The organism is Cellvibrio fontiphilus, from assembly GCF_042646205.1.
GTDB classification, from domain to species: domain Bacteria; phylum Pseudomonadota; class Gammaproteobacteria; order Pseudomonadales; family Cellvibrionaceae; genus Cellvibrio; species Cellvibrio fontiphilus_A.
In genome coordinates this window covers 636,708-660,747 of the sequence record NZ_JBHRTF010000004.1, presented here as the reverse complement: position 1 = coordinate 660,747, position 24,040 = coordinate 636,708, and the positions used below count along the sequence as shown (strand labels likewise).

Sequence of the window (24,040 nt, the reverse complement as noted above, 5' to 3'; positions counted from 1 at the left end):
ACATTGATTAGAAGGAGTAGTTTACGTTCATCATGTAGGTTGGACCAAACTCGCGACGAGCACTTACCAAGCCTTGGTCATTTACGTCTTCTTCATCTTCATCCGTCAGGTTGGTGCCCTGCAGGGAAACACGCAAACCGTGCAGGTATTCGATGTCTGACTCAGAGAAGTCGTAACTGATTTGGGCGTCGATCAGCTGTACGCCATTGCGGTTGGCATTTTCAATTTTGTTACTGCCGCCGCGCTGGTAAGTAGCAAAGTCACTACGATCAGTTCCCGCTACACGCACTTCAAAACCACCCATTGAGTAGTAAACAGTCAAGGAGTGAACTTCGTCAGATTGACCAGGGATCGCAGAGCCGTCATCCAACTTGGCATCGATAAAGGAGCTGGAGGCTGCAAAACCAAAGCCGTCCAACATATCGCTTACCAAATTCAGCGGAACGTTAGCCGTCAATTCCCAACCATCCACATTACCTTTCAAACCGTCTTCAAAGGATGATGAGTAGCCTTGGAACTGGGCTGGAGCAACCACAGTACCCGCGGTCAGGAACACGTCGTTCGGGCCGTAGGTGCCGTCAGTTTGTACGGTTTTGTTGTGGAACGCCGGGATGTAGTAGTTGGCGCCGCCATTGGTTGCATCGTTAGTGAAGTCGATAACTTGCTGACCTTCGCGAGTCCAGTTCACCAGATCTTTGTAGAAATAAGTCACAGACACATAACCGTCTTCTGCAAAGTATTTTTCGTAGGCCAGATCAAAGTTGTTAGATTCCAATGGACGCAAGGTAGGTGCACCCTGGAATTTGGACCATGGAGTATCCACTTCGTAATCGGTAGACAACAGGATGTCGATGTTCTGGTCGTACTTCACGAAGCCAGAGGCTTTCATTTGGTCGATACGTGCACGGCTGATGGATTTGGATGCACCGAAACGCACAAACTGCGATTCAGCCACTTCAGCACTAACGTTCAAGCTGGGCAGCACTTTGGTGTAGCTGGCGCCACCTTCGGCAGTGCGGGAAGGATCAACGGTGAAGGTTTCATCCACCAGACCAATGTAACCGGTAGAGTTTTGGTCGGTATCCACCACTTGCACACCGGCATTACCAGACACATTGATACCACCAACCTCAGTGTTGAAATCGCCCTGTACATAGAGGGTTGTTACTTCTTCAGTAACCACATAGCTATCACCCAAACGATCCGGCTCCAGAGTCGCCGCTGAAGTCTGGTAGTAGTAGCCGTCTTTGTAGGGAGCCAAGCCATCATAGGCGACAACCATACCCAAACCAGCCCAGGTGAGGTCAGCCAAACCGTAGCGGTATTTTTCCGGGATAACTTCATCCACTACGCCGGTGCCATTGCCATAGGGGTAGGTTGGCGAGGTAGCAAAGAAACCATCGTTGATTTTGGATTTTTCACGGTCGCTGAAATAAGCACCAAAGGTCACACCGGTGAGGAAGCTGGTATCCAACTCGGCAGCCAATTCCAATTTCACCGTGGTCAGCTCTTCATTAAAACGACCAGCGTTGAGGAAGCCGTCCTGCGCGTTTTCGTAGTTGTAAACACCACCACCTGCGGCTTTAGGTACGTTAGAGGCAAATACATCAGCCTCAGCCGCCAGAGAACCGCCCCAGCCCTGCGGGCCAGTCAGTTTAATGCTGTCGAAATCGCTGAAATCCATACCGGAAATACCGGTAAAGAACACACCGCCCTGGCTCATTTCAAAGGTACGAGAACCCAGCTGTGCATTGGTCAATGAACCTGAACGGCCCAAACCGGCGTAACTTTCACCACGGGTGTCAGTTTTGCTGGATTCGCTGTCAGCCACATCCAAATGTACCGACCAAACATCGGTCAGTTTGTACTTGAGGTTTACGCCCACAGTTTGCAGGTCGCCGAGAATTTCTTTGGGGTCAGTACGCAACACCGGGTTGGCGTTGACCTGAGTACCGGTCGCGTCAAACGCACCTGCACCTGCAGTTACACTGCCTACCGAGAAGGGCTCGATGAAACCGCGGATCACGCCATAGTCGCTGTAATCGATGTCCAGGGCATCAACCACAATGTCCAAATCGTCGTTCGGGCGGTATTGGAAAATGGCCGATACAGTGTCGCGCTCCAACACTGAGGAAATGGCCATAATGTCCAAACCAGAGGGCACGTAACGGTCGCTGGCCTGGTTTTTCTCATAGCCCCATACGCCGTATTTGCGCTGGTTGGTAGGTGATTCGGTAGAGGCGTAAGCCATGGCCAAACCGATGGTGTCATCGGCAAATTTTTGCGAGAAGCCTACCGCGTAGCGGTTGCCGTTGTCGTCAAATTCAGGGTTATCTGAACCCTGGGTCGCCATTTCGTAAGAACCGTTAAAGGTCACGGTAGGCGACACATCCAGTGGGCGTGCAGTGCGCAGGTCAACGGTACCGCCGATACCGGTGGTGGTTAATTTGGCCTCAGAGGATTTGTAAATCACCGCGCCAGACATAATTTCTGACGGATACAAATCGTATTCAGCACCGCGGTTGTCACCAATACCCAACAGCTCGCGGCCATTCAGGGTGGTGCCCACGAAGTCTTCTTTAAAACCGCGCACCGAAATACCACTTACACGGCCGCCTTTACGCTCACCCGCCAAACCGGGCAGGCGCGCCAGAGATTCTGCGATGGAAGAATCTGGCAACTTACCAATATCTTCTGCAGCCAGCGCCTCGGAAATGGAGGTGTTTTCCATTTTCATAGACTGGGCGCGCATCAAGCTCGCACGGATACCGGTCACCATCACCTCTTCTACGTCAGAGGATGCCTGATTAGTTTGTTCCTGAGCCAAAACCACGCCCGATCCACTGGTGGCCGCTGCAACTGCTAGCGACAAAATGGCAGGCTTGAACAATGTACTGTGTTTCATGTCTCTCTCCCGATGTGTTTTTATTGGTCACAAAAATGCTTTGCAACCGGTTGTAATGTAGAACAACTGAAGCCGAAATCAAAAAAAGTTCAGTTAATTTTTAGCATTGATACGGAAGGTTACAATTTGAGCATTCAGAGTTAAAAATTCCTGCTACCCAAAGAAACAACCGGTTGCATTGCGCGACAAAACTAACAGTGGTTGCATTAATTGGCATTTGAGAAGTGTTATTAACCGGACGAATGAGCCCATTTTGGTTGCAACGGGAGGATTTTTGTCGCAAACCACTGGCTATCCTGTGCAGCAGCTCATGCGACTGCCTTTGTGACTACCTGTGCGACTGGATGTGCGGCTCAGAAAATAGGGAAAGTGACGGATGGGATTCAGGTGGGATGCAAATGCAATGCAGTGGAATGCAGACAGCGTTGAGGCGAAACAGCGCGAATAACGCGGGGAGAAAGTGGGCCAGCGCTTAACGCTGGCTGCTATGGCGCAGAATAATCTCGGTCGGCAGCATCGCCGATTCCACCCGCTCACCGTCAATCAGGCGCAGGAGCTTATCCACCAACCAGCGCCCGCCAAGCTCGCGATCCTGATACACAGTGGTAATCGACGGGGTGTAGTAACGGGCCAGGGAGATATCGTCATAACCCACCACAGCGACATCGCCCGGCACGCTCATACCATGTTCGTTGAGCGCATTGATGGCCGCCATGGCGATGGCATCGCTCAAACAAAATAGCCCATCAAATGATCGGCCACTAGTGAGCAGGCGAAGGACGGCCTGGCGATGACTGTCGCGCGCGCTATCGAGCATAACCTCCAGCGCTGGTTCGGGGGCTATGCCCGCGTCAGCCAACACCTGGCGATAACCCTCATAGCGCCACAAACCTTCAGGGGTTGCCCAATCGCCGATAATGGCGATGCGTTTACAACCGCGCTCCAGCAAATGACGGGTGGCCAATTCACCGCCGCGACGGTTATCCCCACCCACTGTGCAGTAGCGCTGGTCAGGCATTTGAGCACCCCAGACCACCATAGGGGTTTGGCCATCGGCAATACGATTGAGATCTTCATGGCAATCTGCCTGACCCGCCACAATCAAACCATCACAGTTGATTTTCCTCAGCCCGTCATCACCACTGGCCACTGCATGCAAGCTCAGCCCCGAGAGCAACATTTCATGGCCCTGCTCAATCAAGTGGAAAGAAATGGCTCCCAACAATTCCAGGAAGAAGGGGTCGGTAATTTGCCAGCGGGCATTCTCTGCCGAGGGAATCACCACGCCGATGGTGAGCGACTCTTTCAGGCGAAAATTGCGCGCCTGGGTGTTCAGGCGATAGTTATGCTCCTTGGCCAGCGCCTGGATTTTTTCGCGCGTTTCCAGGTTTACCAGCTCGCTGTTTTGCAGGGCGCGGGAAACGGTGGATTTGGACACTCCGGCCATACGCGCCAGGTCGGTCATTTTGAGCGCAGGCTTTTTTATCGGTTGTTCTGGTGTCATGGCTGTCGCTTCTGGAGCAAATTCAATGGGATAAATCCAAAACCTTAATTTGGCATCATAGTTTGTTTTTATAGCAATAACCATACAACCGGTTGCAAAACATACATCCACCCACAAAAGCCGCTTGCGACAACTAAATAACATTGGTTTAATTAAAAAGGATTAACAAATCCCTACTAGTATAAAAATGCTTGTTATCACCCGCCCCTGCTGCGAGGACGCCGCTAATGCACAACAGCCACCTTTCTATCGTTTTGGGCTTTACCCTGCTACTTCTGACCAGCGCAACCAAGGCTGAGCCGGCCAAACAGACTGCCCGCTATAGCCTGCAATCGCCCGATCAGCAGCTTGCCCTGCAACTGGAGGTAAAACCCGAAGGGCTGTTTTACTCGGTTAATTACGCCGGGCGCCCCGTGGTGATGCCCTCGCGCTTGGGGCTGAAAATCAAAGGGCAAGCCGCGCTGGGCTCAGGCCTAAAAGTCGTGCAAACCCGGGAGCGGGAGTACAACCAGGACTGGCAACAGCCCTGGGGTGAACAGCAAACCATTAATGAACACTACCGTGAATTGCGGGTAGAACTGGCAGAAACAGGCACCAAACCCCGCCAGCTGACCCTGGCGATTCGCGCGTTTAATGACGGCATCGGCCTGCGCTATGAAGTTCCCGCCCAAGCGAACCTGCAAGAATTTGTGATTGAGGACGAACTCACCGAATTTGTGCTGGCGGAAAATAGCCACACCTGGTGGTTGCCCGCCTATCGCAACTGGGGGCCGGAATACCAGTATTTGCGATCGGCGCTCAGCTCGGTGGATGTTGCCTTCACCCCCATCACCCTGGAAGCGCGCCACTATGCCCTGGCGATTCACGAGGCGGCGCTGGTGAACTACGCCAGCATGACCCTGCGCCTGGTGAACGACAACACCAAAACCCTGAAGGTGGATTTGGTGCCCTGGCCCAATGGCGACAAGGTGCGCACCGCCGCGCCCATGCAATCCCCCTGGCGCACGATTCAAATTGCGCCCAAAGCCATCGACCTGCTCAATTCCTACTTGACCTTAAACCTGAACGAAGCGCCCGCACCTGAAACCCTCAAGGCCGACAACAGCTACATTAAACCCGGCAAGTACATGGGCATTTGGTGGGAGATGCACATTGGCGAAAAGGATTGGAGCCCCGGCCCCAAACAGGGCGCTACCACCGCGCGCGCCAAGGAATATATCGACTTTGCCGCGCAACACGACATTAGCGGAATACTCATCGAAGGCTGGAACAAAGGCTGGGAAGGTGAGTGGTGGCAGCGCAAACCAACCTTTATTTTCGATAAACCGGTGGATGGTTTGGATCTGGAAGAAGTCACCCGCTACGCCCGCGACAAAGGCGTGGAGATTATCGGCCACCACGAAACCGCTGCCGGTGTGACCTACTACGAACAGCAGATGGATGCCGCCTTTGGCTACTACGAAAAACTGGGCATCCACAGTGTAAAAATGGGCTACGTAGGCACACGCATTGACGGCGACCAATGGCACCACGGCCAATACATGGTCAACCACTTCCAGCGGGTGGTGGACACTGCCGCGCGCCATAAAGTGATGGTCAATGCCCATGAAACCGTGACCGATACCGGCCTGCGCCGCACCTACCCCAGCCTGATGACACGCGAGTGTGTACGCGGCATGGAGTACAACGGTGGCAGCCCCGATACCGGCAATATGCCCGACCACACCACAATCATCCCGTTCACGCGCGGCTTGTCTGGCCCGATTGATTTCACGCCCGGCATTTTCAACTTCGACTACAAAAAACATCGCCCCTACAACCGCGTACCCTCCACCCTGGCTAACCAGCTGGCGCTCTATGTCGTGATTTACAGCCCACTGCAAATGGTGGCGGATTTACCCGAAAACTACGCCGGCCACCCCGCTTTCCAGTTTATCGATGACGTACCCACCGACTGGAAACAGAGCCGCGCGTTACAGGGAGAAATTGGCGAGTATCTGGTGATCGCACGGCAGGACAAACACAGCCCCGACTGGTACCTGGGCGCCATCACCAATCAGGACGCACGCAAGCTTGAAGTCAAACTGGATTTCCTCGACCCCAAAGCGCGCTATGAAGCCCAGATCTACCGCGACGGCAAAGACGCCGACTGGGAAACCAACCCCGAGGCCTACGAAATCAAACGGATAAACGTGACCGCCAAAAGCACCCTGGCGCTGGATTTAAAACCGGGTGGTGGCACGGCGGTGCGGTTTAAACAGCGCTAGTGTTAGCCAGGGGCGACCTCCTCGCGCATCCAGTCCCGAAAGGCGTTTATGCGCGGCAAGCTGGCGCATTCGGGGCGGTAGACCAGGAAATACGCCAGTGGCGACACAAAATGAACGCCGGGAAATAACCTGATCAGGCGCCCGGCAGCAAGATCATCGCGGGCCATAACGCTGCGCGCCAGCGCTATGCCCTGCCCCTCAACGGCGGCTTGCAATACCGCCGCCGAATTATTGATGTGCAATCCGCGCGCTGGCACCTCTGCCGGTACACTGGCCCTCGCAAGCCAGGCTTGCCAGCTGGGAAAACCCCGGTGTGCCTCCATCGAGCGATCATGGATCAGGATCTCACGCAGCAAATCTTCGGGGTTGCGCAAGCGCCCGCTCTGCCATAACAGCGGCGAGCAAACAGGGTAAATCTCCTCCTCCATCAGTTTTTCAGCCTCCAGACCGGGCCAGAGGCCAGCGCCATAGCGCACCCCCACATCAACCCGTTGGGCGACAAAATCTACCGGCTTGAGGCTGGTGTCCAGGCGCAGATCCAGTTCCGGCCATCGGCTTTGGAAGCGATCAATACGCGGCAACAACCATTTGGCAGCAAAGGCCGGGCTGACCGTCACCGTGAGCATTCCCTTGGCTCCGCCCTCTCTCAAGCGCTCCATACCCAGAGTTAATCGATCAAACCCGGCACGAATATCCGGCAGGGCGCGCTCGGCCAGTTCCGTGGGTTCCAAGCGAATTCGCCCGCTGCTCGCCCGCTCAAACAAGGGCGCACCCAGCCATTCCTCAAGCGTGCGTACCAATTGACCAACGGCCGCCGGCGTCACATGTAATTCTTCTGCCGCTGCAGAAAAACTTTTGTGACGAGCAGCAGCCTCAAACGCACGCAAGGCATTAAGACGTAAGTTTGCATTCATAAAATCAACCAAAGAAGCCGCATGACCAGAAAAACCGATAAAGATTTTCTTTCAATAAAAGAAACTTTATCTGATTTGCCACGGCCAACCAATCTGGGATGATGAGGAATCTGTCATTGCCCCGGGAGCAACCTATGCTGATCAATGCTGACTTCACCCAACGGGTTTCCATCACCCCGGATCAATACCACTGGGTCGCCTCACCGCAGCCGGGGGTCGAACGGGTGATGCTGGATCGCATTGGCGCGGAAAAAGCGCGGGCCACCAGTATTGTGCGCTATGCGCCAGATTCATTTTTCCCCGCTCATAGCCATGATGCAGGCGAAGAGATATTGGTGCTGGAAGGCACATTCAGCGAGGATGCCCAGAGCTTTCGGGCCGGATGGTATTTGCGCAATCCACCGGGCTCCAGTCATCAGCCGTCAAGCCTTCAGGGCGCGCTTATTTTCGTCAAGCTGGGGCAAATGCCCGCAAGCGAAACCCAACCGCTGCGCATCAATACCAACACCCCCGAACTCTGGCAGGCCCAAGCGGATCGCCAGCTTTGCCCTCTTTTTGCCAGCACCTATGAGCAGGTTTGCCTCCAACGTCTAACCACCGGCTGCCTTTTATTCAACGGGGCGATTCAATCAGCCGAGTTGTTGGTGCTGACGGGAGACCTAGTAGAAACCGATAAGGTTTACCCCGCTGGCAGCTGGCTGCGGCTGCGGCTGCCCACAGGACATTACCCGCACCTGGCTGCCGGCCAAAATGGCGCCACTATTTATCTTAAAACCGGGCATTTGGAATCCAGGAATGAATGAGCAACGAGAGGGAAACCCCGTCATGGAAAGTGACAGCTTAAAAACCCAGCACAACAACCTCTGGCGACTGGTGATTGCACAGGCATTGGCGGGTGCCAATGCGGTGGTGGTTTACGCAACTGGGGCGATTGTAGGCAGCATGCTGGCGCCCAGCCCGCTGCTTGCGACATTACCCATTTCGATTTTTGTGGTGGGTATGGCGGTGTGTATTTTGCCGGTGGGGCGTATTGCCCGGTTGTATGGGCGGCGCGCCAGTTTTTTGGTGGGTGCAGCGGCAGGTGTGATTGCCGGTTTGGTGGCTATGGTGGCGCTGTTGCTCGGCTGGTTTTGGCTGTTTTGCACGGCGACTTTTTTTGGCGGTGTTTATGCCGCGGTGGTGCTCTCCTTTCGCTTTGCAGCGGCCGATGCTGTGCCCGCCGAGCGCAAAGCCAAAGCCCTGTCGCTGGTGATGGCGGGTGGGGTTGCCGCCGGGGTGGTTGGCCCCCAGCTGGTGACCTGGACTATGCACCTCTGGCCGGCGCAGGTGTATGTGGCGACTTTTCTGGCGCAGGCGATTGCCGCTGCGCTCTCGGCGCTGGTGTTGCTGGGTGTTCGCCTGCCCAAACCAACGGCCGCGGAAATAGCCGGCGGCAGGCCGCTGTGGCAAGTGGCGCGCCAGCCCCGCTTTATCGCAGCGGTGATCTGTGGCGCGGTGACTTATATGTTGATGAATTTCCTGATGACCGCCGCGCCGCTGGCGATGCATATGCACGGCCACTCCCACACCCATACCAATCTCGGTGTGCAGTGGCATGTAATTGCCATGTATGCGCCCAGCTTTTTTACCGGCTCCCTGATCACCCGTTATGGCGCCGCGCGCATGACCGCCTTGGGTCTGGTATTGACTGCCATCTCCGCCGCTGTGGGTTTGGGCGGATTGGATGTGGCGCACTTTTGGTGGATGTTGATCCTGCTGGGTATTGGTTGGAATTTTGGTTTTCTGGGCGCATCGGCCTGGGTTCTGGAATGCCACCGGCCCGAGGAGAAAAACCGGGTGCAATCGCTGAACGATTTCCTGATTTTTGGGGTGATGGCGCTGGGCTCGTTTTTATCGGGTGGGATTCTGGGCGCTTACGGCTGGAGCACAGTGCTGTGGATATCCTTTATACCACTTTCAATCACCCTGCTCGCGCTGGCGCTGGCAAAAAAGCAAAAGGAGTAATTAGACGCCCATGGGCGGCTCAACTAGGCTTTGAAGATCATAGTGTTGTTGCCACCCTTAGTGCCCGCCCCCATGTTGAAACCTGTATTGCTCGACCTGTTTGCGCTCAACCCTGACCCCGCCAGCCTGTTGCAGGGCAGCTACAACCCCTGGTTAGTCGGCCTTTCGGTATTAATCGCGATTGGCTCCTCCTGCGTAGGGCTGCAAATTGCGGCCATGACCCGCCGTGCGCCCAAAACCATTCATGCGCAAATCGCCCTGCTCACCGGCTCGCTGGCGCTGGGCGGCGGGATTTGGTCCATGCACTTTATTGGCATGCTCGCGTTTAGCATTGGCAGCCATGTGCACTACGACCCACTGGGTACGCTGGCCTCCATGGTGCCCTCGGTATTTGCCTCCTGGGTAGCACTGCATATGTTGTCGGCCGAGCACATCAGCCGCCGGCAGTTAATTGTGGGCGGGGTGTTGGTGGGCGCCGGCATAGGCACCATGCACTATTCGGGCATGGCAGCCATGCATATGGAGGCGACACTCAAATATGACCCGCGCTGGTTTGCCGCCTCTATTCTGGTGGCGGTATTGCTGGCCATTGTGGCGCTGTGGATTCGCTTTGGCCTGCGCGGGCAAACCTGGCTAACCGGCCTGCATAAAAGCCTGCTCGCCAGTGTAGTGATGGGTTTCGCGATTGCCGGTATGCACTATGTGGGTATGGAGGCGGCGCTGTTTATCGCCCCGCCGGGTTCAATCATTGGCACACCGGAACCGGCTGCAGATACCACCAATAGCCAGGTATTTCTCGCCGGCATTATCACCGCCATCACTCTGGCGCTCAGTATGCTCGCGCTGGCGGGCAATATGATCCTGCGCTATCGCCAACTCTACGGGCAAATGCAGGACAGCCAACAGCGCCTGCACGAGCAGGAACAGCAGTACCGCACCCTTATCGGCAACATGCCCGGCATCGCCTTTCGCACCGAGTTTTCCCCGCCCTGGCGCACCCTGTTTATCAGCGATGCGGTGGAGCGCATGACCGGCTGGCCAGCACAGGCCTTTATGACCAACCAGATCACCCTGGGGCAATTGGTACACCCGGAAGATATGCCAGCCATCAACCGTAGCCTGGAAGTCGCCCTGCACGAACGCCATTCTTACCATATCGATTATCGCCTCACCCACCGCGATGGCAGTGAGCGCTGGGTATCGGAAACCGGCACTTACGTTTACAGCGAAGGCGATACCCCCAACTGGATCGACGGGGTGATTATTGATGTCACCGAATCCCGCCGGCGCGCCAATGAATTTGAAGGCGTGGTTCAGGCAATCGGCAAGGCACTGGCGGTGGCCGAATTTGATATGGATGGCAATATCATCGCCATTAACGACAAATTCCTGCAACTTACCGGCTATATCAAAGCCGAGTTACTGGGCAAACACCACAGTAAACTCTGTACCCCGGAGGAGGTAAACAGCGCCGGATACCGCGAGTTTTGGCGCAAGCTGCAGAGCGGGGAGTTCCAGAGTGGCGAATACCGCCGGGTGGGTATTGATGGCCGCCAAGTGTGGATTCAGGCCGCCTACAACCCGATTCTGGATGTGGATGGCAAACCCTGGAAGGTGTTTAAACTCGCACTTGACCTGTCTGACCGCAAAGCCATGGAGCAAGACCTGCGCATCGCCAAAGAGCATGCCGAACAGGCCGCCGTGGCCAAAGGTATGTTCCTCGCCAATATGAGCCACGAAATCCGCACGCCCATGAATGCGGTTATTGGCTTCGCCGAACTCCTGCTGGATTCGCCACTCAACCCCAGCCAGCAAAAACAGCTACAAACACTGCGCCAATCCGCCCGTTCGCTGCTGGGTTTGCTCAACGATATTCTGGACACCGCCAAACTGGAACGCGGCGCACTGGAACTTGACCCCCAGGCCTTTTCACTGCGCAGCCTCTGCCAGCAGATACTGGCGGAATTCCAGTTACAGGCCGACAAAAAAGGCTTGGCATTACACCTGGACTACCCAGCGCACCTGCGCGACCTGGTCATGGGTGACGAGCTGCGCCTGCGCCAGATTTTGGTCAACCTGCTGGGCAATGCGGTGAAATTTACTCCCCAGGGCGAAGTGCGACTGGTGGTGAGTGATGCCGGCAAGATGCTGTGCTTCCAGATCCGCGATACCGGCATAGGCATAGCGGCTGATCGTATCGAGCAGATATTCACCCCCTTTACCCAAGCCGATGCCTCCATGGCGCGCCGATTTGGTGGTACAGGGTTGGGCACCACTATTGCCCGCCAACTGGTGGAGTTGATGGGCGGTCGCATTAGCCTGACCAGCCGTTTGGGCGAAGGCAGCTGCTTTGAACTGCTGGTGCCGCTGGAAGCCGTGGATGCCTGCCTCTTGCCCACCGCCATAACCCCCACCAGCCTGCCGCCACTGCGCATTTTGGTGGCAGACGATGTACCGCAAAACCTGGAGGTACTGGAGCTGCTGTTAAGCCGCGATGGCCATCAGGTGCACCGCGCCAACAATGGGCTGGAGGCCTGGGCCCAGTATCAGGAAAAAGCCATAGACCTGATTTTGATGGACATCCAAATGCCCGAGGTGGATGGCCTGCAAGCCACCAAAATCATCCGCGAGTGGGAGCGTTTGCAACAGCGCAAACCTATTCCCATCATCGCGCTGACCGCCAGTGTGTTACTGCGCGACCGGGAGGAGGCAGAAAAAGCCGGTATGGATGGTTTTGCCTCCAAACCCATCGACAAAAACGAACTCTACAGCGAGATAGCCCGCTGCCTGCAGCTGGAATTGGCACCCGCGACCAAAACACCCGCAGGCGATCAACAAGGCGCTATTGATCTACCGGGGACCATTGATCTACCGGGCGCTCTGGCCCGCTGGGGCGATGCGCCCAGGTTATATGCGGCGATAAACCGTTTTTGCAGCGATTATCAACAAGCCCCGTTGCAGCCCGAACAGCATGACCTGCCAGCCCAAGCGCACCGCCTGAAAGGGGTGGCCGCGAACCTGGGCTTGGTCAAACTGGCCGCACAATTGCGCGAACTGGAGCAACACAAGGCAGGGGATAAAACCGCCCTAACCGGCATTATCGATGCAATTAACCAAGCCATTGCCGAGGCAGGTACCTGGGTGACAGCACAGCTGCCCGAACCCGAGCCGCCATCAATCGCAACCCAACCAGTGCCCGCCGAACTGCTGCGCCGCTTGGCACTAGCCTGCGAGCGCTCCAGCATCGAGGAGGAGAGCCTCGCGCTGTTGCAGCCATTAATGCCCGCCACTGAATTAGCACAATTGAACAATGCCCTGGATATGTTTGATTTTGATGCCGCAGCCCAGTTACTGCAGGCCTGGATCAGCAACGCGCCCTGGGTAACAGGAGACCAGCAATGAACCTGCGCGATAGCCGCCCCAAACTATTGGTTGTGGATGACGAACCCCTGAATCTGCAGGTGCTGCGCCAAATCCTGCAGCAGGACTACCAACTGCTGTTCGCCCGCGATGGCGAAAAGGCCATTAGCCTTGCCCAAAGCGAAGCGCCGGATTTGATCCTGCTAGATATTATGATGCCCGGCCTCACCGGGCTGGAAACTTGCCAGCGGCTAAAACAGCAAGTGGCGACACGTGATATTCCGGTGATTTTTGTCACCGCACTGGCCGACGACAGCGATGAAACCCAGGGCTTTGCCGCCGGCTGCGTGGACTACATCGCCAAACCGGTAAGCGCCCCGATTGTGCTCGCGCGGGTAAAAGCCCAACTCTCACTGGTGAGCGCACAAACCCTGCGCGACACCCGCCTGCAAATTATCCAGCGCCTGGGGCGCGCCGCCGAATACAAAGACAACGACACTGGCCTGCACGTCATTCGCATGAGCCATTTCGCGCGCGAAATTGCGCTGGCCGCCGGTATGGGCAACGCCGATGCCGAGGAATTATTCAACGCCGCCCCCATGCACGACGTAGGCAAAATGGGCATTCCCGATGCAATTCTTCTCAAACCCGGAAAACTTACACCGGATGAATGGGAAGTGATGAAACAGCACGCGCGCATCGGCGCGGAAATTATTGGCGACGACAGCTCCAGCCTGCTGCAAATGGCGCGGCGTGTCGCACTCAGCCATCACGAAAAATGGGACGGCAGCGGCTACCCCGAAGGCTTGGTCGGCGACGCCATTCCTATCGAAGCACGCATCATCGCCCTCGCCGACGTATTCGACGCCCTCACCAGCAAACGCCCCTACAAAGAACCTTGGACCATTGAAGCCACAGTGGATTACATCCAAAACGAATCCGGCAAACACTTCGACCCGGAACTAGTCGCCGCCTTTAAACAAGCACTGCCGCGTATTCTTGAAATACGCGCACCGCTGATGGATCCTTGAAACGCTGTTAACTACGCGTTAGCGCAGCAACCTAACCCCATAAATACCACCCGCAATTGAATCCGGTGCCGCGACAAATTTCAGGGTGTATTTACCTTTGGCTTTTTTTACTAATTCCGCAGGTATCGGGTAATCCACCGTAAAAAACTCCTGCGTATTGCCGGTGGATTCCACTTTTGCAATCACTACTCCGTTTAATTGGATTTCAAATTTCCGGCCGGAATCGATGCCCGCGTAGGTGATTTGCAGGGTTTTAGCTTCCTGGTTTTTATCGTTCAATTCATAACTGAACCAGGCGCGGCTGTGACGCCAGTGGCGGCCGTTGTATAAACCGGCTTCGGCCTGTTCGCCTTTGTAGAAATGATCTGACTCGGGTTGCTGTTCACCGGGTGCGACTTGATCGATGGTTTTGGCTTGTAATGCAAGGCGCGCTTTTTCTTCGGCGGCGGCGTTTGCGCGCGCCTTTTCAATATCTGCTGCGGTGCTGTAAGGCATATACAAGGCGTAGCGCGATTCATGCACACGGAAAAACGGCACTAACTCGATCTGTTGCAAATTCTGACCGTTAATTAAACCGCTGGCATTAAAGGTGAGCGGTTTGCCCGCCACCGGTTTTAATTGCTGGATAAATTCATCGCTATTGCCCAACAAAAAGGGCGCTGCTTCCAGCGGGCAAACCTGGCCGGAGGCTATGTGCCCCATGCGTGAGTCGTCGCTGAAATAATTTACTTTTTCGCCGTTAAAAGGTTGGGTTTTTGCGGCCAATACAATGGGGCCATAGAGCACCGCGTAATAATTGGAACCGTCCGGCAATTTTTCCAGGCGCGGTTTCATTGGCAACACCAGTTCCACCTTGTCGCCTTTTTTCCAGCGGCGTTCCAGCGCAATAAATTCACCCGGCTGCTGTTTTACTTTTATGGTTTTGCCATTAACACGCAGCTGCAATACACCTTGTTCAACCCACTGGGGGTAGCGCAGTTGCAAACGAAAACGCTTGCTGCTTTCAATTACAAACTCAGTGGTTTCCGCATCCGGGAATTGGGTATTTTGCGTGAGGCTTATGCCCTGCTCTGCCCAGTTCAAGCGCGAGGGAATAAACAGATTCACAAAAATTTCTGGCAGTTTTTTATCCAGATCACGCGCGTAAATAAATTCGGCGTATTTGGAATGGCTTTCTATACCTGAACCGACACAACACCACATAGCATCATGCACTTGTGAATAAACCCGGTAGTGATTGGGGCGCATGGAAGTGAAATACACCAGGCCGCCGGTATGCGGGTGCTGGGAAGATAAAATGTGGTTGTATACAGCGCGCTCGTAATAATCCACGTATTTCATCGCCGGGGTGTGCTCGCCTTTATCGGCCGATGACAAATACAGCAACTGCGTAAGTTTCAGCATGTTGTAGGTATTGCAGGTTTCCGGCCCTTCCACATCCTCAATCATGGGTGTGAAATCATTGCTGTCATGAAAGTGTTCTTTCACGCTATTGCCGCCGATGGCGACAGTGCGTTTATCTACCACCGTTTGCCAAAAAAATTCAGCGGCTTTGTCCCAACTTTCGTTGTGTGTGGCATCGGCCACTTTTTTAAAGCCGATAATTTTGGGAATTTGGGTATTGGCATGCAGGCCGGTTAATTGATCCTGTTGTTTTTGCAACGGCTGCAAAATGGCCTGATGGGAAAAAGCTTCTGCCAGTTGCAGATATTTTTTATCGCCGGTGATGCTGGCCACATCCACAAACACCTCGTTCATACCGCCGTGTTCGGTGCGCAGCATAGTTTGCATTTGTTCGGGCGAGAGTTTTTTAGTCAGCTCAATCGTCCAGTCAGACAAGCGCACCAACATATTTTTGGCGTCTTCATTGCCCGCGTATAAATAAGCATCGCGCAAACCGGCGTAGATTTTGTGCAGGTTGTACCAAGGCACCCAGCGCTCGTTGGTGGAGAAGTTATCGGCGCGAATATCACCGCGCGCAATTTCGCTCCACATTTTATTACTGTCGGGAATGCCACCAAGGTAACCCGTGCCCAGTTTGTCCTGACATTTTTTTAATTCGGCGATCACATAATTCAATCGCTCCAGCACCAACTTGTCTTGTGTAGCAGCATAGAGCAGCGCAAGCGCCGTTACGTAATGGCCGCCCATGTGGCCATCCAACCCGGTGGACTCCCAATTGCCATAAGTTTCCTTAAACGGCAAACCCGCCTCGCGGCGAAATGGCGCCAGCATTTTTTCTGCATCAAACGCCAACAAATATTCTTTGTTAGTGTTCTGCGCTTGCAGGAATGGGCTATCCAATAATTGCACATCGCGGGTGGGGGCTAGCTCAAGTGCCTGGGCCGACGCCACACACAAACTAACGCCAAGAGTGAACAACCGCAGGGAGCTAACCAAATTCATTGCAAAAACCTCTTAAAAAAATATTCCCGCCAGTAGCGGGAATATAAAATTAATTTGGTATCAAATCAGGGATTTAACCAAACTTTTCATGGAAAATTACTTAAAAAGCCAATAATTATTATGGGAGTCTGCTGCGCTAATAATAGAAAAGTCCCGCCACAAGGGCGGGACTTGAATACCAAAATCGGGGGGAATGATTTTGGTCGGGCTTGAATTGGAATCGCCAGGCTTAGAAAGTCAGGCGAGCACCAATTGCAAAGGTGCGACTGTAGAGTGCTGAACCAAAGTTATTGGTAGTTGAACCATTTTCACCGTAATAACTTTGATAAATCTCTTCAGTCAGATTGGTGCCATCCAGAGTCAGAGACAGGTTGTCATTTACCTGATAGCTAACTTGCAAATCCAAACTGGATTCTGGTTTTCTCCACACTTCGAGCGGGTTCGCAAACAATGCTGCTTCATAATTGTTAAGGAAAGCACTGCGCCATGCGTAAGACAAACGCACACCTACGTCATACTTGTCGTATGCCAATACAACACTGTAGGACTCATCCGAAACACCAAACAAATCAGTTTTCTTGGTTTCGATAATTTCGCCTGCAGCATTGGTCACAGGAGTAGTTTGCGATGATTCCAACGCGGTGTAGCTGGCTTGCACACCAAAACCATCCAATACAGATGGCAAGTTTTCAGGGAACCATACCGCACCTAATTCAAGACCACTCAACTCACCGTTAGATGCATTGAATGGCTGGCTCAGAACGTAGGTTCCAATACCGCTACCATCAGGTTTTGGGGCTTGGACTTGACGGCGGAAATCAATAACAAAGCCTTCAATTTCACGCTTGAACAAAGTTCCGTACAAAGAGCTACTGTCAGCAAAATACCACTCCAGTGAGAAGTCATAGTTTTGCGATTCAGTCGGTTTCAAATCGGGGTTACCACCGCCAGCGGTGCCGTAGCCAATATTAGTGACATCTTCGTTGTAGTTGATGTTGGCATTTAATTGACCGAATGCAGGACGACGCAAGGTTTCGGTATATGCAATACGTGATTGCAGATTGTCAGTCCAGTGATAACGAACCATCAAGCTCGGCAATACTTTGGAAGTATCTGCAGTGGCTGACGAACTGTTATCCACAGTTGGGTTCAACAACTCTTTGTTGATATCGGTAAACACCATATCGGTTTCAGAGCCGGTGTAACGCAAACCAACTTCACCATCAATTGCCTTACCAGCCAATTCAGATTCAAATTTGGCCGTTACGTAAGCAGAGGTAGTTAATTCTTCGATATCAAAACCATTGATCAACGGCAATTCAGTCAGGCCATAGAGACCTCTCATCTCACCGATGTTGCGAGTCAGATAGTGACCATTTGCTGCTGCCCAAGTTGTTGGCACGTTCGCCTCACCATCAAAGAAACCTTTGTTGATGGAGGCAATACCCTCAATAGACTCAATGGCGATAGCACCGTTGTACGCGCCATCAATAATGTTGTAGCTATCGTATTCGGTGATTGCGTTATTTTTAGCGCCTTGTCTTCTGGCTGCTTCTGCCGCCGTGCGGTTATCTACACGCACACCAAAATCAAACGCGGTAAAAATGCTGAAATCGGTGGTGTAAGTTGCATCTGTAGTGAAGGTAGTTGCATCACCATTGCTACGCGTGCCTGAGTCATAGAATTGTGCGCTGTTCCAGGCAACCAAATCGGTCAGGTCACTTTCATCTACACCAACAGTAGCTGGATTGTCAGGGAAGCTGTACGCAGGTAAACCACCGCCCGCATTAAAATCTACATCCAGTTGATAACCCACTTTGTCAAAACGCATACCGGCAAAAGTAGTGCTGAATTCACTGTCTTGGTAAACCAATTCAGATTTAACTTTCAGGTTGCTACCTATATCCCAGCTACCACCCAGAGCATAAACGTAGCTGTCCGTTTTACCGGTGCCAAAATCGCCACTGGTAAACATATATTGGTTTGACACACTGCGTGATTTAACGATGTTGGTGCCCGGGAAAACCTCAAGATTTGCAGCAGCTGGGTCATTTACGTATGAGCCCCACCAGTCAGCAAACGAGAACAACAATGAGTTGAAAGATTCGTTGCGATAACCGTTATAGAAAGCTTCAAATAAATATTCAGAAGTATCGTTAGGTGCAAACTGGAAGGATACGTTTGCTGCAGTGCGCTCACGTTTACCGGTAAAGTCGCTTGCAAAAATCGCATCGCGGCCCAGCAAATATTCCATTGGCTCGCCATTTACATCCAGAGTAGAGCCAGCAGCACTAGGAAGACCATTCAACAAACCTGGAGTCCAAATAGGATTCTCTGTAACACCACCCTTACCAAGGAAAATACGCTCGTAATTAGTGAACGGCGCAACCGGGTCATCCGTTGCAAATGGCACCATAGCACCGGGGGTAACACTTTGGTCGCGATAGTTTGTCTCGGCAAACGAGAGGTTTACCAATGCACCAAATTCACCGCTACTAGTGTCCCAGCGATTGCTTGCGAGGGCGCTGATGTTCGGATCAATTTCATCTGATTGTTCTTGATTGATTGCACGGGCCGCAACCACCACTTTACTACCATCAAAATTAAACGGACGCTGGGTTTTAACGTCCACAGAACCCGCAATACCGTTTTCGATTTGCGAAGCGGAGCGAGTTTTGTAAACGTCTACCTGCTTGATCAAGCTGGCGGGAATATCTTGCAGCGCCACCGCCAAACCCGATGCGGTGAAAATATTGCGACCGTTTACTGTGGTGTTAATGTCGGTCAAACCGCGAATAGAAATCCCGGCGACTTCACCCGAGCCGCGGTTAGTAACCTGCACACCGGTGATACGCTGCATCGCTTCGATTACGTTGTTGTCGGGGAATTTACCAATATCTTCCGCCACAATCGCATCAACGATTTGAGTGTTATCGCGCTTAACATCCAGCGCTTGAGTCAAGCTGCCGCGAATACCGGTAACAACCACTTCTTCAAGCTGCTCATCTTCCTGCGCTACCGCCACATAAGACGAGCCCAGGGCTGCAACCATGGCGATGGATAAACTGAGTGTTTTTTTCTTGAACATGACTTTCTCCCGTGATCAATCGCCCTTGGCCGACACGCGCAGGGCGATTGTTATTATTAAAAAACGCTGTTCCTGAAATTCTGTCTTCACGCCGGCTCGTCGCTGAGCGTCCTCCCCTGCCGGGAAAGCTTTACCGTGGCATCGCCTATTTATTAGGCATATTGTAAGACAATTAAAATACTATGCGTTGGGCTATTTAACGTCAACAAATGAAAAGATTTTTCTCTATAAAACGGCAAAGGTATTACCAAAAGTAGCACTTATTGGTGTTTAAAGCCGTTTTTCTACAGGAAATTAAGGGGCGGGATGTAAATAGCAAGCGGGATCACAAACCCTCTTGGATACAAGTTGTACATGGTTATTTAACGCATTTTTTATATTACAATAATATTGGCTTATCTGAGCCTGACCCAGGTCAAACCGGCTCCAGATACAACCTAAACAATAACGAGTGACCTGAACCAAAAGGTAACCCCATGATTCACTTCTCCACACTTGATTGGGCGGTGCTGGCCGGCTTTATGCTGCTGCTGGTGGCCGTGGTTGTGCGCTCACTGCGCGAGAAAGAGGCAGACACCTCGGATTATTTTTTAGCGGGCCGCAATGCCGGTTGGCTGGTGATTGGCTCGTCCATTTTTGCCTCCAATATTGGCTCCGAGCATTTAGTGGGGCTTTCCGGCGCCGGTATGCAAACGGGCATGGCGATGGCGCACTGGGAATTGCAGTCCTGGATTATTTTATTGCTCGGCTGGTTGTTTGCACCCTTTTATTGGAGCAGCAAGGTGTACACCATGCCCGAGTATATGGAGCGCCGTTACTCCTCCAGCTCGCGCACCTTTTTGTCGTTTATCTCGCTGGTGAGTTATGTGCTTACCAAAGTCTCGGTGACGGTGTATGCCGGCGGTGTGGTGCTCAAAACGGTACTGGGTATTGAGAGCATTTGGGGCATAGATTTTTTCTGGATCGCCGCCGTTGGTTTGGTGGTCGTCACAGGTATTTACACTGTGTTGGGCGGCATGAAAGCCATTATGTGGACTTCGGTATTACAAACACCGGTGTTGATTATTGGCTCGCTGGTGATTTTGGTAGTTGGTTTGGACAAGGTGGGCGGCTTTGCCGAGCTGGAGCGTATTAATGGCGAAAAAATGCATTTGATTCGCTCCGCCAGCGACCCGGATTTTCCCTGGCCGGGGGTGATTTTTGGCTCATTTATTATCGGCTTTTGGTATTGGTGTACTGACCAATATATTGTGCAGCGCGTGCTTTCCGCCAAAGGTATTCAAGCGGCGCGGCGCGGGACTATTTTTGCCGGCTACTTAAAATTATTGCCGGTATTTATTTTCCTGTTTCCCGGCATGATCGCTTATGCGCTGCATCAGCAAGGTCAAATTCAAATCGAAAGTGCAGACCAGGCTTTTGCGGCATTGGTGTCGGAACTTTTACCTTCGGGCATTAAAGGTATTGTGATTGCCGGTTTACTCGCGGCACTGATGAGTTCACTCGCATCGCTGTTTAATTCATCAGCCACTTTATTCACTATCGACTTCTATAAAAAATTCAAACCCGATGCCAGCGAAACAAAACTGCTCAGCGTTGGCCGCCAAGCCACTATTGCGGTGGTATTACTGGGCATAGTGTGGATTCCGGTGATGCAGATGGTGTCCGATGTACTCTACGAATATTTGCAGCTGGTGCAGGCGTTAATTGCACCCGGTATTGCGGTTGTGTTTTTGCTGGGCGTATTTTCCAAACGCATAACACCCGCTGCTGGTTTGATTGGCTTGGTGAGCGGTTTTGTACTGGGCATGTTGCGTTTAGTGCTGACTATTTTTAAAGACCAACTCGACCCGGACGGTTGGCTCTATAGCTTAGTGGCAATGAATTGGCTGTATTACTGCTCGTTGTTATTTATTGTGATTTGTGTGTTGGTGATTGTGGTGAGTTTATTCACCAAAGTAGCAAGCGATGAACAATTGCAAGGTTTAACCTACGGCTCGATTTCTGCCGAACAGCGCGCCGAAATTCGCGCGGGAATTGATAAGTGGGATGTGATTCATACGCTGGTGATTGTGGGGATTACCGCGGCGATTTATATAAGGTTTTGGTGATTTGCTTCTAAATTCACCCCCCCCTGGCCCCCCCCCTTAATAAGGGGGGGCCAGGGGGGGTGAATTTAGCTCCCCCATGAGAAGGGGCTAGGGGGGGTGAATTTATTCCCGCCCTTGAGAAGGAGGCTTAAATCAACCGCCCTTCGCTTTATAAGCGCGAATAATTTCGTTAAAACTTTCTGCGTAAGCTTTTAAATCATCCAATTCTTTTTTCTCTGCCGAGCGGCTCAAACCCGCACAGCCTAAATAGTCTTGCATGGCTTTTACATAAGCCTTTACTTCATTGTTAGCTTTTACCATTTGCGCACTAACTGCCGTTGCCGGATCCGGAAATTCCGGTTTGGTGGCGGGCTTGCTGCACGCAAAAGCGCCGCTGCTCATAGCGGTAGTGAGGGTCAAGGCTGCGATGATTTTTTTCATGCTGTATCTCTCTTGTTATTAACAACGGTTAAACGCGGAAACGACTAACCAGCTCGGAAAGCTGATCAGCAGCAGCGGCCAAATGTTGAGTGTTATTGCAAATACGGCTGGAACTTTGGGCTGATTCAATCGCCACATTGGAAATGCGCTGCACATTTTTTTCAATTTGACGGGTTGCGGCACTTTGCTGTTCTGACGCGGCGGCAATTTGATTGGTGCGGTCGCGGATCACACTCACAATGGCCGTAATATTTTCCAGCGATTTGCTCGCTTGGCCCGCCTGCTCTACCGAGGCACCCGCCTGGGCATTGCCAGCGGACATCATCTCCACCGCTTTGTGGGAGCCTGATTGCAAGCGCTCGATCATTTCGCGAATTTCAGTCGTCGATGTTTGGGTGCGCGACGCCAGGGTGCGAACTTCATCGGCCACTACCGCAAAACCGCGCCCCTGTTCACCGGCGCGCGCCGCTTCAATCGCCGCGTTTAACGCGAGCAAGTTGGTTTGCTCGGCAATGCCGCGAATAACATCCAACACCGAACCAATACTTTGGGTTTCTTGTTGCAACTGATCGATCACACCCGCTGCTGTTTTGATATCGCTGGAGAGCGATTGGATTTGGCCCATGGTGAGCGACACAGTTTGTTTACCCGAGGCCGCCGCAGAATCGGCCTGCTGTGATTGGTTGGCGGTTTCACTCACGCTTTGGCTGACGTTATCCACCACCGCGGCCATCTCGCGGATTGCCGCCACAATTTGTTCAATTTCAGTTTGCTGGCGCTGAATCGCCAGTTCATTTTCGCGCGCGGTTGTCGACAGCAATTGGGCATCCTGACGCACACTGGCCGCGGTTTGGATGACGTTGCCGATGATGCCCTGCAAACGCTCCACAAAGCGGTTAAAACAACTGGCCAATTCAGCGATTTCATCGCGCCCGGACACCGGCAAACGACGGGTAAGGTCGCCCTCGCCTTCAGAGATATTGCGCAGCGCGTCCACAATAGTATTGATTGGCCCCACAATACTTTTTTGCACGGCATAGGCAGCAGCTAATGCCAGCAAACTCAGCACCACTACCACCACCAATGAGCGATTAAAGGCCTGTGCCACTATGGTTTGCACTTCGGCCATATCGATCACCATGGAAATGTAAGCCAGGGTTTGGCCTTCAGATTTGATGGCTTCGGTAATCACCAGGCGGCCCTTGTCTTCCGTTATACCCACCGGCGGCACTTGGCTGGCGACGCGGCTTTTGGCCTCGGCTTCGCTGGCGCCCTGCACATACCAGGCAAAGGCTTTACCACCGCTGTAAATAGCTGCCGATTGCACACGCGGGCTCAGTTTTAACGCATTAAGCGATGCTGACACGGTTGCCGAATCGTCGAAGGTAATAGCACCCACACTGGCCTCACCCAATACCTGGGCCAGGGTTTGGGTGTCTTTGATAATGGTATCGCGTGCGGTTTCTATGCCCGATTGGGCGGTTACTATTGCCGTTGCCACCACAGCAGCGATACAGCTGAGCGTGACACTGAGGAGGATTTTCATTTTGAGCGATAAATTGTTCACACCGGGCTCTCCAGATAATTTTTGTTATGTCGCTGTGATCCAGCCAGAGCAAACAGTCTCCGCCCTAGCAAAAACACGAAATGTAAGTATAGGCCAATATCTCAATTTGATATTTAAACAAAACCTCTTATCCCAAAAAACAATAAAAACCCCAAAAACACTGTCCTTTTGACATAAATATCACAAAAAACCAACCTATCTGATAATTCCATCCCTGTAGTTATAGACGAATAACTTTTAACGGATAAAAAAAAGCCGCTAATACAAGTACTAGCGGCGCAACAAGCGGTGTTATAGACACTACTAACACCATCCAACGACAAAGGGATAAGACTCACAATAAGCACAGGGACGCAAACCAATCTTTTCACGCCCCTATTTGTATTATTATATATAAATATTAATAGTAGTCCAGCCCTTTCTTGCTTTTTCTGCGCAGATTTTGCGCTCAGTGTTTAACCGGCAA

Annotated in this window: 13 protein-coding genes; 6 read left to right on the top strand and 7 right to left on the bottom strand. The window is 52.7% G+C overall.

Annotated features, from left to right (window positions below):
• Nucleotides 1-7 precede the first annotated feature (7 nt).
• Nucleotides 8-2,905 carry a TonB-dependent receptor gene (locus ACFODX_RS11435; RefSeq protein WP_378119181.1) on the bottom strand — a complete coding sequence of 966 codons (2,898 nt, stop codon included), beginning with the start codon at nt 2,903-2,905 and terminating at the stop codon, nt 8-10.
• 472 nt (nt 2,906-3,377) lie between these two features.
• A complete protein-coding gene (locus tag ACFODX_RS11430) occupies nt 3,378-4,409 on the bottom strand; it encodes a LacI family DNA-binding transcriptional regulator (protein ID WP_378119179.1) in 1,032 nt (343 codons plus the stop codon).
• Nucleotides 4,410-4,636: 227 nt separating this feature from the next.
• On the opposite strand from ACFODX_RS11430, the gene ACFODX_RS11425 reads away from it, so the two are divergent.
• On the top strand, nt 4,637-6,676 hold the full coding sequence (locus ACFODX_RS11425) for a glycoside hydrolase family 97 protein (protein WP_378119177.1): 2,040 nt from the start codon (nt 4,637-4,639) through the stop codon (nt 6,674-6,676).
• Between the two features lie 2 nt (nt 6,677-6,678).
• On the opposite strand, the gene gcvA is transcribed toward ACFODX_RS11425, so the two are convergent.
• Entirely contained in the window at nt 6,679-7,590 is a 912-nt protein-coding gene (gcvA, locus tag ACFODX_RS11420; protein WP_378119175.1) for a transcriptional regulator GcvA, read from the bottom strand.
• A 134-nt stretch (nt 7,591-7,724) separates the two neighbouring features.
• Between gcvA and ACFODX_RS11415 the strand changes: the two genes are divergently transcribed.
• The 4 genes from ACFODX_RS11415 to ACFODX_RS11400 all read left to right on the top strand — a co-directional run bounded on the left by ACFODX_RS11415 (nt 7,725) and on the right by ACFODX_RS11400 (nt 13,985).
• Complete coding sequence (locus ACFODX_RS11415) at nt 7,725-8,393, top strand: cupin domain-containing protein (protein ID WP_378119173.1); 669 nt, start codon at nt 7,725-7,727, stop codon at nt 8,391-8,393.
• A complete protein-coding gene (locus ACFODX_RS11410) occupies nt 8,386-9,594 on the top strand; it encodes an MFS transporter (RefSeq protein WP_378119171.1) in 1,209 nt (402 codons plus the stop codon). Before ACFODX_RS11415 ends, ACFODX_RS11410 begins: the two co-directional genes overlap by 8 nt.
• A 72-nt stretch (nt 9,595-9,666) precedes the next feature.
• Complete coding sequence (locus tag ACFODX_RS11405) at nt 9,667-12,996, top strand: MHYT domain-containing protein (protein ID WP_378119168.1); 3,330 nt, start codon at nt 9,667-9,669, stop codon at nt 12,994-12,996.
• Entirely contained in the window at nt 12,993-13,985 is a 993-nt protein-coding gene (locus tag ACFODX_RS11400; RefSeq protein WP_378119166.1) for an HD domain-containing phosphohydrolase, read from the top strand. Before ACFODX_RS11405 ends, ACFODX_RS11400 begins: the two co-directional genes overlap by 4 nt.
• Nucleotides 13,986-14,003: 18 nt before the next feature.
• On the opposite strand, the gene ACFODX_RS11395 is transcribed toward ACFODX_RS11400, so the two are convergent.
• Both ACFODX_RS11395 and ACFODX_RS11390 read right to left on the bottom strand, forming a co-directional pair.
• Entirely contained in the window at nt 14,004-16,391 is a 2,388-nt protein-coding gene (locus ACFODX_RS11395) for a beta-L-arabinofuranosidase domain-containing protein (RefSeq protein WP_378119164.1), read from the bottom strand.
• A 229-nt stretch (nt 16,392-16,620) separates the two neighbouring features.
• The gene (locus tag ACFODX_RS11390) at nt 16,621-19,479 is read right to left on the bottom strand and encodes a TonB-dependent receptor (RefSeq protein ID WP_378119162.1); all 2,859 of its coding nucleotides are present in this window, start codon (nt 19,477-19,479) and stop codon (nt 16,621-16,623) included.
• 476 nt (nt 19,480-19,955) lie between these two features.
• Here ACFODX_RS11390 and ACFODX_RS11385 point away from each other — a divergent pair, with 476 nt between their 5' ends.
• Nucleotides 19,956-21,587, top strand: a complete 1,632-nt coding sequence (locus tag ACFODX_RS11385; protein WP_378119160.1) for a sodium:solute symporter — start codon at nt 19,956-19,958, stop codon at nt 21,585-21,587.
• 132 nt (nt 21,588-21,719) lie between these two features.
• Here ACFODX_RS11385 and ACFODX_RS11380 read toward each other — a convergent pair whose 3' ends face one another.
• Together ACFODX_RS11380 and ACFODX_RS11375 are read right to left on the bottom strand one after the other, a co-directional pair.
• Nucleotides 21,720-22,007 (bottom strand): hypothetical protein, encoded by a 288-nt coding sequence (locus tag ACFODX_RS11380; RefSeq protein ID WP_378119159.1) that lies wholly within the window; start codon nt 22,005-22,007, stop codon nt 21,720-21,722.
• Between the two features lie 28 nt (nt 22,008-22,035).
• Entirely contained in the window at nt 22,036-23,574 is a 1,539-nt protein-coding gene (locus ACFODX_RS11375) for a methyl-accepting chemotaxis protein (protein WP_378119157.1), read from the bottom strand.
• Nucleotides 23,575-24,040 lie beyond the last annotated feature (466 nt).

Coding starts and splice junctions, on each gene's coding strand:
- ACFODX_RS11435 (WP_378119181.1), bottom strand. CDS start 2,905: ATGAAACACAGTACATTGTTCAAGCCTGCCATTTTGTCGCTAGCAGTT.
- ACFODX_RS11430 (WP_378119179.1), bottom strand. CDS start 4,409: ATGACACCAGAACAACCGATAAAAAAGCCTGCGCTCAAAATGACCGAC.
- ACFODX_RS11425 (WP_378119177.1), top strand. CDS start 4,637: ATGCACAACAGCCACCTTTCTATCGTTTTGGGCTTTACCCTGCTACTT.
- gcvA (WP_378119175.1), bottom strand. CDS start 7,590: ATGAATGCAAACTTACGTCTTAATGCCTTGCGTGCGTTTGAGGCTGCT.
- ACFODX_RS11415 (WP_378119173.1), top strand. CDS start 7,725: ATGCTGATCAATGCTGACTTCACCCAACGGGTTTCCATCACCCCGGAT.
- ACFODX_RS11410 (WP_378119171.1), top strand. CDS start 8,386: ATGAATGAGCAACGAGAGGGAAACCCCGTCATGGAAAGTGACAGCTTA.
- ACFODX_RS11405 (WP_378119168.1), top strand. CDS start 9,667: ATGTTGAAACCTGTATTGCTCGACCTGTTTGCGCTCAACCCTGACCCC.
- ACFODX_RS11400 (WP_378119166.1), top strand. CDS start 12,993: ATGAACCTGCGCGATAGCCGCCCCAAACTATTGGTTGTGGATGACGAA.
- ACFODX_RS11395 (WP_378119164.1), bottom strand. CDS start 16,391: ATGAATTTGGTTAGCTCCCTGCGGTTGTTCACTCTTGGCGTTAGTTTG.
- ACFODX_RS11390 (WP_378119162.1), bottom strand. CDS start 19,479: ATGTTCAAGAAAAAAACACTCAGTTTATCCATCGCCATGGTTGCAGCC.
- ACFODX_RS11385 (WP_378119160.1), top strand. CDS start 19,956: ATGATTCACTTCTCCACACTTGATTGGGCGGTGCTGGCCGGCTTTATG.
- ACFODX_RS11380 (WP_378119159.1), bottom strand. CDS start 22,007: ATGAAAAAAATCATCGCAGCCTTGACCCTCACTACCGCTATGAGCAGC.